Raw genomic sequence first — 13,417 nt, 5'->3', positions numbered from 1 at the left:
TAGTGCCGCGGGAGATGATCCTGAATAGGCTTTATGCCGGAAAAGAAGAGCCAAAAGAAAAGATTATTGACGTCTACGCGCACCGATTACGTACAAAACTAAGAAAGACCTTTGGCCGGTCCATTCTTTTGGAAACGGTCTGGGGCCGAGGCATTGTTCTGAAACTGACGCCCAGGCAAAATAGAGATTTGCTTGAGCAACGAAGCCCGCAAGGAGTATCCGGAAGTGACCGGCTGTTTTTCAATGACGATTTCACCTAGTCACCTGAATCTGAAGTTCCTGCCAGTGTTTTCTGGCAAAACCTTTTGACGGAGGCGAGGATTTCATCGGCGGACTTGACCCATTTGTAGGGTCTGGGGTTCTCGTTATGCGCATCAATGAAGGCGGCAATATCGGCTTCGAGTTCCGCGACGGAGCGGTGAACCCCGCGTTGGATCTGCTTGCGGGTCAGCTCGGCAAACCACCGTTCTACTTGGTTTAGCCAGCTTGCCGATGTTGGCGTGAAATGCACATGCCAGTGCGGGCGGCGAGCCAGCCAGGCTTTGGTCCTCGGCGTCTTGTGGGTGGCATAGTTGTCCATGACGATATGCACGTCCCGCCCCTCCGGCATTCTCCGATCAAGCTCCTTCAGGAAGTCGAGGAACTCCGTCGCACGGTGACGTTTGTAGCACTTTCCGATCACCGCGCCGGTGGCGATGTCGAGGGCGGCAAACAGCGATGTCGTGCCGTTTCGGGTGTAGGTGTGGGTTCTGCGCTCGGCCACGCCGGGGGCCATGGGCAATACCGGCTGTTCGCGGTCCAGCGCCTGGATCTGGGATTTTTCGTCTACACACAAAACGATAGCCCGGTTTGGCGGCGACATGTAGAGACCAACCACGTCCTGCACCTTGTCCACGAACAGCGGGTCAGTGGACAGCTTGAAGGTTTCCGCGCGGTGCGGCTGCAGCCCAAAAGCGTTCCAGATGCGGCGGATCGTGGTATGCGACAGGCCGGTCTCGGCCGCCATTGAGCGGATCGACCAGTGGGTCGCATCCTTCGGCGTGGTTTCCAAAGTGCGTTTGATGACATCGGCCACCTGCGCATCCGATACCGTACGTGGGCGCCCCGCACGGTATTCGTCCGAAAGCCCCTCGATACGATGCTCTGCAAAGCGCCGCCGCCACTTGCCGACCGTATGCTCGGAATGGCCAAGCTCCGATGCGACATCCTTGCTGGACAGGCCATCTGCGCATCTCAGCACGATCCGGCACCGATCGGACAGTGATCGCGCCGCCTTGTGCCTGCGCAATTGCGCCTCAAGGAATGCCCGCTCACCTTCGCTCAATTCGATTGAAACTGATGCCCGCCCACGCATGGTTGTCCCCCGATTTGCCTCTGACCAATGATGGAAAATTTGGTTCCGGGTGACTAGGATCAAGGCTTGTAATTTGCAGTGCATGGCGGCGTTTTATTTGAGGGCTTCAAGGATCTGACCGCACTGATGGCTGTAAGGCAATAGTGGCGATCGTGTTTCACAATGTAAGACGTTGCCTGGCCTGAAGCGGGTACTTGGTGCCACCCGGTAACTTTCGCAAATCGTTTATCCTGTGTTCCTTCTCAGAACTCCGGCCTGAGATCAGCTTTCCGGCTCCATTTCCGTCACTTAGCTTTTTTCCACATCACGCTGAAAAAAGTGCTGTCGCGTGCATAATGGTGGTAGCCGCAGCAGGAGGCGAATGGTCGTTTCATCCGTACTCCCGGTCAAAATACTGAACAAGCCTTCGTTGATGCCCAGTTTTGTCAGGTTTCTGACCCTTGAAGCGGCTTCTGAAAATGGCGCTTTCAGTTTCTTCATGTTTTTGCTCGAGCCTTCCAAGATCACAGCCCCATTTTTGATGGGGCAGATTTAGCGAGTCTAACCGCGGCTCCTGAATTCTTAGACAGACCCAGAAGGAATTTTTCATACAGCATTCTTCGAGGTGAATTTCTTCATGGTACAAAAGCTAAAGCCCGGATACATCCAGCCGCACGTATAACGGTCGGAATTCAGGTTAAGTAGACTAACTTATTTAACAAAAGCAGGACTACAGAGCCGTTCTTGGTCTATTTGTCAGGCAAATTTGCTTTCGGGTTGTAATGTCGTGTGCCTGACATCAGCAACTTCGGGCCTGATAGTGCGCCCGGATTTGAACACCGATCGGGAATGCCGGGGAGGCGCTACAACACCTTTGTCATGGACTAAATCTCTTGGAGCAGACCTGATTTCTGCTTTTCGAACCCAATCTCGGCTGAAATACGTGCCGCCGCCTCGGATACGGCTGCTATCTGGCTCTGCTCTGGCGGGGTTTTAATAAATTCGGTCAGGCTAACGATGGCAATCGTGGCGATGGGCGCCCGCTCTGAGTTGAAGATCGGACACGCAAGTGCATTCAGGCCCAGCATGGTTTCATTTGGCGCGGTTGCCCAACCCTGGCCGGCGATGTTGTCAATGTGGGCAAGAAGCTCTGCTCTGTCCGTGATAGTGAATTTGGTGCCTGCGGCAAGCGTTTCGGGAATTACATCTTGGCGCGCATGTTCCGGCATCGACGCTAGGGCAACTTTGCCTTGGGCCGAATTTGCGAACCCAAGCAGCGATCCAGGGCGGACACCAACGTCGATCTGCATGTTGCCATGCAGTGTATTAAGGATCCGGATGCCATCCTCTTCAATCTTTCCCAAGCTGACGGCGTGCCCGGTACGGTCACGAAGCGTTCGCATATGGGGCATTGCCACTGAGGGAAGATCCACCGTACCGGAAGCCGCCTGACCCAGGGCAATCAGCCGGGATCCGATTCGGTATCTTTCGGTTGTTCCGGATTGGGAAATGTATCCAAGCGAAACCAGAGTGCGCAGATGGCGGTGGATCCGGCTCTTGGTTGTGCCAAGCGCCGAGGCCAAGGCGGTGACGCCCATATCCGCATCCGCATTCGCAAGAGTTTCAAGGACTTGCAATGCAAGAGCGACGCTCTGAATCACGTCTTTATTTTCCGCGCTTTCCGCCACCATGGATCGGGCTCCTTTTTCTTTCGGCCGCGTAAACCTGCTCAAACCGTTCTGGTTTCGCAATGCTTGACAGTGCCGGATGTCTGTATTTATGTTTCGCTAGCAGGAACATTATGTATCGACACACGAAACATATCAAGGGAAGGGGAGCGGAAATGACAGCTATCATCTCACAACCGTCCCGATGCTTGGCAGGCGGATACACAGGCGGGAAAGGGTTCAAGGATGTATGACAAATCGGATCCGCGGGCGTCGCTTGCGCCGGCTGGGGCAAGCGACATGACGGGGCAAACCGGACTGGTAGCCGAACAGCAGGAGGGGCGGTTTTACACCGCAGTCCCCCAGCTTGAAGATGGTACTGGCAAGACCTGGCTCATGAGGGGGCAAAATTTCCTGATCAGTTTTTCCCAGACCGTGTCTGGCGCCGTCTTCGCACGCAGCGGTCAAGTGGATGAATATGCGGTGCTGCTGCCAAAAGCCGGAGCGGTCATCGAATGGGAAGGAACCCGCGAAACGGTTCCGGGATACTCCATTGCCTTTGTCCCGCCAGGCGACAGCCGCGTTGAAATGCCTGGTGGCGGTGAACTGGTGCGCCTGTTTTCCACCCAAAACGCCGATCTGGCCGAAGCCTGCAGAAATGCGCGCAGCTATGATACACCGCGCACTCACATCCCGGCCTTTCAGCCCTGGCCTGAACCAAGGGACGGCTGGAAAATCCGGTCCTATTCGCTGGACGTGCCAAAGGAAGAAGGGCGTTTCGGCCGGATCTTCCGCTGCACCACGCTGATGGTCAACGTGCTGGACCCCTTCGAAGGCCCGCGCGACACCGCGAAAATGTCGCCGCACCATCATGATGACTTCGAACAGGGCTCTCTGGCGCTGAGCGGGGAGTTTACCCATTACCTGCGCTGGCCCTGGACCAGTGACATGGCGGATTGGCGTGACGACAAGGCGATAGAGATGGCCTCGCCCTCCATGCTGGTCATCCCGCCGCCTGTTATCCACACAACCCGGGCAACCGGGACCGGAAGCAATCAGTTGGCCGATATTTTCAGCCCTCCGCGCAAGGACTTCTCACAAAAGGCGGGATGGGTGCTGAACGCGGAGGACTATCCGATGCCGGAAGGTCCTGAAGAAGGCCCGGCCTGAATGCCTGAATAACGGCAACAACCAGTCATCGCGGCACCCGCGCTGGCGCACAGCACGTACCCATGACAATTTCGGGAGGAGAATCCGATGATCACCAGACGAACCCTTTTGCAATCCGGCGCAGCCTTGACTGCAACGCTGGCATTGCCCCACGTTGCACGTGCTGCAGGCAAGCCCATGAAGATTGCCCATGCCGCCAACGAACTGCACCCGGGCCACAAGCTGGTCACAAGCTTCGCAGAGGCTTTGGAAGAACTTTTGCCGGGTGCCTTCGACGTGCTCATCTTTCCGAACCGTCAGTTGGGGGACGACAAGCAGCTTCTGGAAGGCGCGGTGGCCGGGACGATGGACGTTACCGCCGTGTCCGGCGTGCTGATCCCGCTGGTCACCGGCCGGCCGGCGATGAACGGCTGGCAGCTGCCGTTCTTAGTGCGCGATTATGATCACTTCGGTGAACTGGCGCTGGGTGACGCGGGACAAAAGATTCAGAACGACCTGCGCGCAGCCGGGCTGGTCGGACTGGCCACTGCCGATACCGGCCAGCGGCATTTCCTGTCAGTCAAGAACCCGGTCACATCCCTTGACCATCTGGCGGGCCTGAAAACGCGGATCGTTCCCGTGCCGCTGCACAAGCAGATTTGGGAAACGCTGGGAACCTCTCCGGTGGGAATGCCTTATGGCGAAGTGTACGGGGGACTGGAAACCGGGGTGATTGACGCGGTGGAAATCAATATCTCCTCGATGCTGGGCGAAAACCTTTGGGAAGTCGGCAAGCATCTCACGCTGACTGGCCACTATCCCTGGCACATGACGACCCTCATGTCGGAACGCTACTGGGGCACGCTCAGCGACGAGGAAAAAGCCGCCGTCACAGAGGCCGGCCGCCGGTCGGTTACCGCAACACTGGCCTATGCCAAAACACAGGATGCCGAGGGCCGCGATACCTTGAAGCAGAAAGGCGTCGAAGTATTGGAACTGGCGGATCTGGACGCAATGCGGGCCAAGGTAGCGGGCGTGACCGCGGAGTGGGCTGCCAAGGATCCGCTGATAGCAGAACTTGCCACCGCCGCAGGCCAGACTGGCCAGGCAGGGTGAGGTTTCCCCCTCCGCGCGGCCAAGTTCGCGCGGAGGGCAACACGGAAAGATAACTCATGACACCCGCTTCCACCAGCAAAACCCCGGCCATCGTGCGAGGATATCTTTTGGCCGTGCGTACCTTGGCCGGGGTCTTCATGGCGATGATCGTTGGTATAATGATTGCGCAGGTCATCGCCCGCTATGTGGTTGGTGATTCACTTATCTGGGCAGAAGAGCTGTGCCGCTACTTGTTGATCTGGCAGACATTCCTGGTGTTGGGTTTGGCCTATACACAAGGCGAGTTCGTTGCGCTGGATTTCTTGCCCGCCAGGCTGCCGCCGCGCGCGAAATGGATACTCAGTGCGCTGACGGCCATTCCAGTCCTGTTCTTTCTGGGCCTGATGGCTTGGCATGGCTATGACTTCGCCTCCCGCTTTGACCGCCAGACCATCCCGGCACTTGATTTCATCTGGGAAACCCTGACTGGTGCGCCCTTGGGCCTGTCAATCCGCTGGGTCTATGTCTCGGTAACCGTTGGACTGTCGCTCATGTCGTTGCATGTGCTTGCTGACTTGGCAGCCCGGTTCCGGTCCGAGTTCCTCGGCAATACAGAAACGCCGGACATGCATTCGGCAAAAACAGGAGATTCGGTCTGATGGGCAGTTTTTTTCTTGTCTTCGCAGGGCTTCTGGCCAGCGGCATTCCCATTGCACTGGCATTGGGAATCGGCGGAACGATCTACCTCTACTTGTCCGGAAACGGGATGATGGCGCTGATGCTGCCGCAGCGGATGATTGCCGGGATCGATCAGTTCGTGCTGCTGACCATTCCGCTGTTCCTGCTGGCTGGATCTCTGATGAACGTGGGGGGGGTAACAGACCGGATCGTCAGCTTTGCCCGTGCCATGGTCGGCCACCGGCGCGGCGGCATGTCCTCCGTTTCTATTCTGTCGTCAGGTTTTTTTGCCGGCATCTCAGGAAGCGCAACGGCCGAGGCATCGGCGCTCGGCACCATCCTGATCCCGACAATGTCACGGCAAGGAATGCCTGCTGCCTACGCCGCAGCGCTGATTGCCGTGAGTTCGGTCATGGGGCCGATCATCCCTCCGTCGATCACTATGATCATCTATGGTGTTTTGTCAGGAGCGTCGATTGGGCAGCTGTTCCTGGCCGGTGTGGCACCAGGGATCGGGATCGCCGCCGGGCTGCTGGCCTACGCCACTTGGCGGGCCCGTCACGAGGGGTTCCCCGTGACCGAAAAAATGATGTTCAGGGAACGGATGACTGCCACCAGACGCACGCTTCCGGCGCTGATCCTGCCGTTGATCATTCTGGTCGGCATCAAGGCCGGGATCTTTACACCGACAGAAGCTGCCGCCGTGGCGGTTGCCTATGCGCTGGTCATCGGGTTCATCTACAGGGACCTAACCGCAGAACGGGTATGGAATGCGCTAATCGCCACCGCATTGGTATCGGCCTCGATCCTGTTCATCACTTCAATGGCCAGCATTGTGTCTTTTGTATTCACTCTGGAGCAGGTTCCGACACTTATCGCAAATGCGATGCTTGAGATTACCGAGAACCCCTGGGTGATCCTGCTGCTGTTGAATCTTTTCCTGCTGATTTTGGGCATGTTCCTCGAACCGATTTCCATCCTGATCCTGACCATGCCCATTCTGCTCAAGATCCAAGCGATCATCGGGATGGATCCGGTTCAGTTCGGAACTGTCGTGGTTCTAAACGTGGTGATTGGTATGGCCACGCCACCGGTGGGCATCCTTCTCTTTATTGCCTCGGCTATTTCTGGCGAGCCGCTCACGCGGGTGATCCGCGAGGCGCTGCCGCTGGTCGGGATCTGCCTGGGTGTCCTGGCGCTGATCGCGCTGATCCCGCAGCTCACACTCTTCATACCGCGCGCATTGTTCTGAGGGACGCTCCATGGCCAATCGCAAATTCATCACCACCTGCGCCATGACTGCGGGTATCACCCCATCTTCGCTGCTCCTGCAAGAGCGGCAGCATGACGGAGTTCCGGCCGATGGCTGAACCGCGCAATATTCTGATCGTCGTCGCCCATCCCGAACCGTCGTCTTTCAACCATGCCCTTGCGGCTGCCATGGCGCGCGCGCTGGCAGAGGCAGGTCACTGCGTGACCGTCTCGGATCTGGCGGCAGATGGGTTCCGGGCGGATGCCGGGCGGCACGACATGCAAGGCGCGGTAAATCCCGACCGGTTTCACCTGCAGGCCGAGCAGGCGCATGCCGCACGCCATCGCAGCTATGCCGGGGAAATCACGCGGGAACAGGCGCGGGTGGCAGAGGCCGACAACCTGATTCTGCAATTCCCCCTGTGGTGGGGTGGGCCCCCGGCACTCATGAAAGGCTGGATCGACCGGGTGATGAGCTATGGCTTTGCCTATGTGGATGGGCGGCGCTTCGGCACCGGGCTTTTCAGGGGACGCCGCGCGATGGTCAGTGTCACCACCGGCGGCACGCCGGAACGGTTTTCCAGCGACGGCGCCTATGGCCCGATTGGCCCGCTCTTGATGCCGATCCGTAGGCTGGCCCTGGAATACATGGGCTTCGAAGTGCAAAACCCTGTCGTCAGCTATGGAGTTCCGCGCGCCAGTGACGCCGAGCGCCAGGCATATATGGCCGCGGCCGCTAAGGCGGCTCTGGAAATGGCAGCACATCCTATCCAGCGGACCAGCGCCTGGCGCACCGCGCTGGATGAAGTGCCGGACGGAGCCTGGAGCCTCAGGAAGTGACTGCCGCAGCAGTCAAGGCATCGGAGATTTGAACTAACCACGACCAGGAGGTCAGCCATGAGCGAAGTCAAGACGATCGAAACCGAACAAAAAGAACGGATTGCCGGGATCCTGCAAGGCGCGGTTGACCCGCATGTCCACAGTGGTCCGTCCATTGCACCCCGGGCGGTGGACCATCTGGAACTGGCCCAGATCTATTCCAAGGCCGGCTTCGCGGCCATGGTGACCAAGGACCACGATTACTCCGGTGTGATGTGCGCCCGCATGATCCGCGATCACTATTCGGACCTATCTACACAGGTCCTTTCGGGCATCGTGTTGAACAACGTGGTTGGCGGTATCAACCCCTATGCAGTGGAGCACACCGCCGCGATGGACGGGCGGATCGTGTGGCTGCCTACGCTGGCGGCGGAAAACCATCTGAAATGGGAAAAAAGCTCCGGCTGGGCGCACCCCGCTTCGACCCAGAAAATTCGTAAAGCCACAGCAGTGCCCTTGTTTGAAGGCGGAAAGCTGCGCCCCGAGGTTCTGGATCTTCTGGACGTGATGGCATCCACGGGCATGGCGCTTGCCAGCGGGCATATCCATGTTTCGGAAACCAAAATCGTCTTTGCCGAGGCCCGCAAGCGCGGGGTAGAGCGGCTGATCTTTACCCATCCCGAAGACATCGTGGGCGCCTCCATGGAGGATACCAGGGAAATCGCAGATATGGGTGCCTTTGTGGAGCATTCGCTGGCCTTCTTCTTGGAAGGATCGAAATTCCGGACCCGCAACAACGAAGATCTGAAGGCCTTTATCGACCTGGTTAGCGCGGAACGCACGATCCTGTGCTCCGATCTTGGACAGACCGGCACACTCAGCCCCTTGGAAGGGTTCCAGCGCGGTGTCGCCACCTGCATTGAGCTTGGCTATTCCGACGCCCAGATCCACGCCATGGTGTCCACCAATGCTGCCGATGTTATCGGGTTGGCCGCTTAACGGATCCGAAATGCGATACGTACAGACCAAAATAGGAACTCTTGAATGGCACAGGATCTGAGAACGCGCATAAAGGCGGGCGAGCTATTGATCGGGACCTTCATCAAAACCCCTGCACCGCACAATGTCGAAATACTTGGGCATGCGGGGCTGGATTTTGCTGTGATTGATCAGGAGCACGCACCGATAGACATCAGTCAGATGGACATGATGGCGCTGGCTTCTCGCGCCGCCGGGCTGCCGCTTTTGTCCCGGCGCTGGGGTTCGGATACTGACTGGATTGCGCCGCTTCTGGATCTGGGCTTGTCCGGGGTCATGGTGCCGCATGTCATGGACCAAGAGGCTGCAGAAGCCGTTTGCGACGCAGTGAAGTTTTCGCGCAGGAAACGCGGCTTGTCCCCCTCTCCGCGTGCAGGCAACTACGGCGGCATGAGCATCCCGGAGTATCAATCCGCCAGCGATGCCGCCAGTGTCGTCATGGTACAGATCGAGGACGCAGGCGCGTTGGATCACCTTGATGCGATTGCCGCGATTGACGATGTCGACATGCTGTTCATTGGTCCGGCAGATTTGTCCCAGTCCATGGGGACCGGGATGCCCTCGGCGGAGCTGGACAACGCCATCATGCGCATCGTCGAGGCCGGGAAAAGGGCCAGGAAAGCCATTGGCCTGTTCGTAGGTGACGCAAATCAAATCCCGTCCTGGCATGCCAAGGGCGTTACTCTGTTTGTTTGCGGATCGGACCAATCCATGCTGCGCAAATCCGCCACCGCGTTGATGCCGGCGGGGTTATCATCGTGAACTGAGCCGCCGGACGATTGCATTCCGGCGGTTATTTCGGCACGGAAGGTGACCCGCCTCCTTGGCGGGCTTAGTGCTGCGGTCGCTGGTCCGGAACGCGGCGGCTCAAAGGATCGATGTCAATTTGATGTCCTCGATTGCGAACTCTATGAGTGCACGGACCTTTCTGGGCAGGGAGCGTCCTTCAAGGTAGACTGCGCTGACGGGCCCGCTTTCTCCAGTGTAGTCATCAAGCAATGGCATCAATGATCCTGTTTGGAGCGTGTCGTGCAGCACAAAGCGCGGGGCATATGCGATCCCTACGCCATCAGCTGCAAGGGCGGCCGCGGCGCGCGCTGAATTGACATGGAAACGTCCGCGTACATGCGCAACCGTTTCGGTGCCATCCCGATCGAACAGCCACCTGTTTGGCGCACGGCGGTTGGTGTCGACAATACAGGCGTGGTTTACAAGATCCTCGGGAAACTTAGGTGATCCGCACCGTTCAATGTAGGATGGGCTGGCAACCAGGAGACTGCCGAACGTGCCCAGCTTGCGCGTCTTGAGAGATAACATCTCAGAATGCCCCATGCGGAAGGCCAGATCGATGCCCTCGCTCGCCAGGTCGACATGGCGGTCGTTCAATCGAAGATCGATCGTCAGGGCCAAGTTTTGTTTGGCAAATCGCGCGAGCATTTCTGCTACATAGACTTCTCCGAAAGTCACTGGTGCCGAAATTCGGATGACGCCGGTGAGGCCGCGTGAGCCTTCCGAAACTTCGCCGAGTAGGTCATCGAGATCATCGAGCAGGGCAGGCGCCCGTGCGAGAAGCTCGTCACCGGCAGGAGTAAGACCCACCTTGCGAGTGGTTCTCTGCAGGAGCCGAGTGCCGAGGCGGCGCTCCAGCTCGGCGACATATTTTGACGTCAGCCGGTTCGAGACACCCAGTTGACCTGCGGCCGCAGTAAACGATCCGGTCTGAGCGGTGGCCACGAAGGCCTTGAGTTGGTCAACAATATCCATGGAATGCTTTCTGGAACAATACGAGGATAGTTATTCCATGATGTCGCTATTTTGTGGAATGTGCGCAAGCGATAATGTCCTCCCAGATCAAACGCGGAAGCCCACGCGGGCATCCAAGCTGACAAAAAGGAATACCGGCATGACCAACGTTTCCAGTGTTCAATACGCTGCCACTCTACTGAGGATCTCTAGCGGCGCCCTGTTTCTGGCCCATGGCCTGTTGAAAGTGAAAGTCTTCACCGTCGCTGGTACGGTGGGTTACTTCGAGAGCCTCGGCTTGCCTGGATTTTTGGCCTACCTGACCATCTGCGCTGAACTGGCGGGCGGGCTGGCTCTGATTTTCGGTGTGGCAACGCGGGCGGTATCGTTGGCGCTGATCCCCGTTCTTCTGGGCGCGACCTGGGTGCATGCCGGAAATGGCTGGATGTTCTCTAACCAAGGCGGCGGCTGGGAATTCCCACTATTCTGGGCGGTTGCACAAGGGGCGATCGCGCTTTTGGGCAGCGGAGCCTTTGCGCTGCGCCTCCCAGCGCTGCAAAAGACTCTGGGCCAGTTTGCCTGAACAACAGGAGGCCACCTCCGTGGGTGGCCCTTCCCCGGAAAGGTAAAGTCCAATGAGCACTCAACATAACCTCGCCGCGCTGTACGAGCAGCTTAAGCCGTCTCAGCGGATGCCACTGGTTTTTCTGGGTCATGGCAGTCCGATGAACGCCATCGAAGATACCGCCTATAGCCGTGCCTGGAGCGAACTTGGCAGTACCCTGCCGCGCCCGCAGGCGATACTCGTGGTCTCCGCGCATTGGATGACGAAGGGCACGACACTGGTGGATGTTTCTGCCATGCCGCGCACAATCCACGACTTCTGTGGTTTCCCCGAAGCGCTGTTTAACCAGCAATATCCTGCCTCTGGCGCACCTGAGCTGGCTCGCGAGGTGGTATCGCTGCTGGCTAGCCATCACGCTGCAGAAGACGACACATGGGGCCTCGACCATGGCGCATGGACAGTCCTGAAATACCTTTATCCCGATGCGGATGTTCCGGTATTTCAAGTATCCATCGACATGACCCGCGGGCTTTGGCACCAGCTTGAGATCGGACAGACACTTTCAGCGTTGCGGGACCGAGGCGTGCTGATCCTGGGCTCCGGCAACGTGGTGCACAATTTGGGCGCTGTTCAATGGGGGAAGGGGGCAAAGCCGCATGATTTCGCGCTGGAGTTCGACAGCCTCTTTGCTGACAAGCTGGCCGATAGGGATTTCGTCACCCTGGCGGATAGAAAGGAATTAGGCACCTTGCTGCGCATCGCCCACCCATCTGTAGATCACTACCTTCCTGCGCTCACCATCGCAGGCGCTTCCAATGAGGGTGATGATCTGACTTTCATGACCGATGCGATCGACCTAGCGTCGATTTCTATGCGTTCTTTCGTGTTTCACGCACGGTAAGGAGCAGGAACATGCTTGTTGACGGGAAATGGGTTAAGAACTGGCATCCGGTGCAAAAGAGCGATGAAAAAGGCCGGTTTGTTCGCCAAGTGTCCAGCTTTCGCAACTGGATTACGCCGGACGGCAGTGCCGGGCCGACCGGCACGGGTGGCTTCAAGGCCGAGGCTGGGCGTTACCGGCTCTTTGTGGCCCTGATTTGCCCATGGGCTTCACGCGCCCTGATCGCACGCAGCCTCAAGGGGCTGGAAGATCTAATCGAAGTCACCGTGGTAAATCCGGTGCTTTCGGATCAGGGCTGGCAATTCGGCGGCTATGAGGGTGCCGATGACGATCCGCTCTTCGGAGCGGCTTATTTGCACGAAATCTATACCCAAGCCGACCGCGCCTTTACTGGCCGGGCGACGGTACCGGTGCTTTGGGACATGAAGCAAGGTGTAATGGTCAATAATGAAAGCGCCGATATCCTGCGCATGTTCGACACCGCCTTCGAAGCGCTGGCCCCATCTCAGCTGCGGCTTTATCCCCAAGACCTCGCAGCGCAGATCGACGCGCTGAATGCCGAGATCTATGACAGTCTCAACAATGGCGTCTACAAAGCGGGATTCGCCTCATCGCAAGAAGCTTACGACGAAGCGGCCGATGGTGTCTTTGAGATGCTGGACAAGCTCGAGACACGGCTGACCGGGGACTTCCTGTTGGGAGAACGGCTGACAGAAACCGATATCCGGACGTTCGTCACGCTCATTCGCTTCGACACTGCCTATCACGGTCTTTTCAAGACAAACAGAAAACTGATCGCTCAGTATCCGCGTCTCTCGGCCTATTTGGAACGCGTCTTGCGCTTGCCGGGTGTCGCAGGGACAGTGAACATTGACCATATCACTAGGGGCTATTACTCCATCAAGGCGCTCAACCCCACAGGAATACGGCCGGCTGGTCCGGCCCATGTCCACAGACTTGTTAGGGCCGCACAGTAGTGCGAACTGGAAATGCCCTGTCTGGCAGAGGCGGATGGACGGTGTCATGCGGCGGCCAATAACATCCCCCAGCCGCAGGCAAATCGCCTTTGTCCACACCGGTAAAGCAGTGGAAAAAGAATGTCGCGCGTCCCCCGTCAAAACCACTTGCCGCGTTTGGTTCGTCATTCAGTGCCTCTTAGTTGCAGGGCACCGCTCATG

Annotated in this window: 15 protein-coding genes; 11 read left to right on the top strand and 4 right to left on the bottom strand. The window is 57.9% G+C overall.

From position 1 onward, the window contains the following. Nucleotides 1–260 (top strand): helix-turn-helix domain-containing protein (locus tag VOI29_RS04445; RefSeq protein WP_323776228.1); only part of this gene is annotated, 260 nt, incomplete at its 5' end. On the opposite strand, the gene VOI29_RS04440 is transcribed toward VOI29_RS04445, so the two are convergent. From VOI29_RS04440 to VOI29_RS04430, 3 genes are all read right to left on the bottom strand, one after another. Beyond that, entirely contained in the window at nucleotides 257–1,354 is a 1,098-nt protein-coding gene (locus tag VOI29_RS04440; RefSeq protein WP_323776227.1) for an IS630 family transposase, read from the bottom strand. The genes VOI29_RS04445 and VOI29_RS04440 overlap by 4 nt on opposite strands. Nucleotides 1,355–1,642: 288 nt before the next feature. Next, complete coding sequence (locus VOI29_RS04435; protein ID WP_323776226.1) at nucleotides 1,643–1,834, bottom strand: hypothetical protein; 192 nt, start codon at nucleotides 1,832–1,834, stop codon at nucleotides 1,643–1,645. 383 nt (nucleotides 1,835–2,217) lie between these two features. Further along, nucleotides 2,218–3,024, bottom strand: coding sequence for an IclR family transcriptional regulator (locus tag VOI29_RS04430; protein WP_323776225.1), 807 nt, complete (start codon nucleotides 3,022–3,024; stop codon nucleotides 2,218–2,220). A 222-nt stretch (nucleotides 3,025–3,246) separates the two neighbouring features. Between VOI29_RS04430 and VOI29_RS04425 the strand changes: the two genes are divergently transcribed. The 7 genes from VOI29_RS04425 (at nucleotide 3,247) to VOI29_RS04395 (ending at nucleotide 9,792) form a co-directional block, all read left to right on the top strand. After that, a complete protein-coding gene (locus VOI29_RS04425; protein WP_323776224.1) occupies nucleotides 3,247–4,170 on the top strand; it encodes a hypothetical protein in 924 nt (307 codons plus the stop codon). An 87-nt stretch (nucleotides 4,171–4,257) separates the two neighbouring features. After that, nucleotides 4,258–5,265, top strand: a complete 1,008-nt coding sequence (locus tag VOI29_RS04420; protein WP_323776223.1) for a TRAP transporter substrate-binding protein — start codon at nucleotides 4,258–4,260, stop codon at nucleotides 5,263–5,265. A 56-nt stretch (nucleotides 5,266–5,321) separates the two neighbouring features. Continuing rightward, nucleotides 5,322–5,903, top strand: a complete 582-nt coding sequence (locus VOI29_RS04415; protein ID WP_323776222.1) for a TRAP transporter small permease — start codon at nucleotides 5,322–5,324, stop codon at nucleotides 5,901–5,903. Then, a complete protein-coding gene (locus VOI29_RS04410; RefSeq protein ID WP_051357631.1) occupies nucleotides 5,903–7,174 on the top strand; it encodes a TRAP transporter large permease in 1,272 nt (423 codons plus the stop codon). Before VOI29_RS04415 ends, VOI29_RS04410 begins: the two co-directional genes overlap by 1 nt. A 110-nt stretch (nucleotides 7,175–7,284) precedes the next feature. Further along, entirely contained in the window at nucleotides 7,285–8,013 is a 729-nt protein-coding gene (locus VOI29_RS04405) for an NAD(P)H-dependent oxidoreductase (protein ID WP_323776221.1), read from the top strand. A gap of 57 nt (nucleotides 8,014–8,070) precedes the next feature. After that, on the top strand, nucleotides 8,071–8,991 hold the full coding sequence (locus tag VOI29_RS04400) for a DUF6282 family protein (RefSeq protein WP_323776220.1): 921 nt from the start codon (nucleotides 8,071–8,073) through the stop codon (nucleotides 8,989–8,991). 45 nt (nucleotides 8,992–9,036) lie between these two features. After that, entirely contained in the window at nucleotides 9,037–9,792 is a 756-nt protein-coding gene (locus VOI29_RS04395; RefSeq protein WP_323776219.1) for an HpcH/HpaI aldolase family protein, read from the top strand. Nucleotides 9,793–9,897: 105 nt separating this feature from the next. Here VOI29_RS04395 and VOI29_RS04390 read toward each other — a convergent pair whose 3' ends face one another. Continuing rightward, nucleotides 9,898–10,794, bottom strand: a complete 897-nt coding sequence (locus VOI29_RS04390) for a LysR family transcriptional regulator (RefSeq protein ID WP_323776218.1) — start codon at nucleotides 10,792–10,794, stop codon at nucleotides 9,898–9,900. On the opposite strand from VOI29_RS04390, the gene VOI29_RS04385 reads away from it, so the two are divergent. The 3 genes from VOI29_RS04385 to VOI29_RS04375 are packed head-to-tail and all read left to right on the top strand — an operon-like array spanning nucleotide 10,793 to nucleotide 13,216. Then, nucleotides 10,793–11,356: a DoxX family protein gene (locus VOI29_RS04385; protein WP_323776217.1), complete on the top strand. Its 564-nt coding sequence runs from the start codon at nucleotides 10,793–10,795 to the stop codon at nucleotides 11,354–11,356. The genes VOI29_RS04390 and VOI29_RS04385 overlap by 2 nt on opposite strands. A gap of 52 nt (nucleotides 11,357–11,408) precedes the next feature. After that, nucleotides 11,409–12,239, top strand: a complete 831-nt coding sequence (ygiD, locus tag VOI29_RS04380; RefSeq protein WP_323776216.1) for a 4,5-DOPA dioxygenase extradiol — start codon at nucleotides 11,409–11,411, stop codon at nucleotides 12,237–12,239. 11 nt (nucleotides 12,240–12,250) lie between these two features. Next, nucleotides 12,251–13,216: a glutathione S-transferase family protein gene (locus VOI29_RS04375; protein WP_323776215.1), complete on the top strand. Its 966-nt coding sequence runs from the start codon at nucleotides 12,251–12,253 to the stop codon at nucleotides 13,214–13,216. Nucleotides 13,217–13,417 lie beyond the last annotated feature (201 nt).

Origin of the sequence: Leisingera sp. (assembly GCF_034669605.1) — a bacterium.
In the GTDB taxonomy this organism is placed as follows: domain Bacteria; phylum Pseudomonadota; class Alphaproteobacteria; order Rhodobacterales; family Rhodobacteraceae; genus Leisingera.
Note: the sequence above shows the minus strand (reverse complement) of the source record. Positions and strands in the feature narration are given on the sequence as shown.

Coding starts and splice junctions, on each gene's coding strand:
- VOI29_RS04400 (WP_323776220.1), top strand. CDS start 8,071: ATGAGCGAAGTCAAGACGATCGAAACCGAACAAAAAGAACGGATTGCC.
- VOI29_RS04405 (WP_323776221.1), top strand. CDS start 7,285: ATGGCTGAACCGCGCAATATTCTGATCGTCGTCGCCCATCCCGAACCG.
- VOI29_RS04435 (WP_323776226.1), bottom strand. CDS start 1,834: ATGAAGAAACTGAAAGCGCCATTTTCAGAAGCCGCTTCAAGGGTCAGA.
- VOI29_RS04420 (WP_323776223.1), top strand. CDS start 4,258: ATGATCACCAGACGAACCCTTTTGCAATCCGGCGCAGCCTTGACTGCA.
- ygiD (WP_323776216.1), top strand. CDS start 11,409: ATGAGCACTCAACATAACCTCGCCGCGCTGTACGAGCAGCTTAAGCCG.
- VOI29_RS04410 (WP_051357631.1), top strand. CDS start 5,903: ATGGGCAGTTTTTTTCTTGTCTTCGCAGGGCTTCTGGCCAGCGGCATT.
- VOI29_RS04385 (WP_323776217.1), top strand. CDS start 10,793: ATGGAATGCTTTCTGGAACAATACGAGGATAGTTATTCCATGATGTCG.
- VOI29_RS04375 (WP_323776215.1), top strand. CDS start 12,251: ATGCTTGTTGACGGGAAATGGGTTAAGAACTGGCATCCGGTGCAAAAG.
- VOI29_RS04425 (WP_323776224.1), top strand. CDS start 3,247: ATGTATGACAAATCGGATCCGCGGGCGTCGCTTGCGCCGGCTGGGGCA.
- VOI29_RS04430 (WP_323776225.1), bottom strand. CDS start 3,024: ATGGTGGCGGAAAGCGCGGAAAATAAAGACGTGATTCAGAGCGTCGCT.
- VOI29_RS04395 (WP_323776219.1), top strand. CDS start 9,037: ATGGCACAGGATCTGAGAACGCGCATAAAGGCGGGCGAGCTATTGATC.
- VOI29_RS04440 (WP_323776227.1), bottom strand. CDS start 1,354: ATGCGTGGGCGGGCATCAGTTTCAATCGAATTGAGCGAAGGTGAGCGG.
- VOI29_RS04415 (WP_323776222.1), top strand. CDS start 5,322: ATGACACCCGCTTCCACCAGCAAAACCCCGGCCATCGTGCGAGGATAT.
- VOI29_RS04390 (WP_323776218.1), bottom strand. CDS start 10,794: ATGGATATTGTTGACCAACTCAAGGCCTTCGTGGCCACCGCTCAGACC.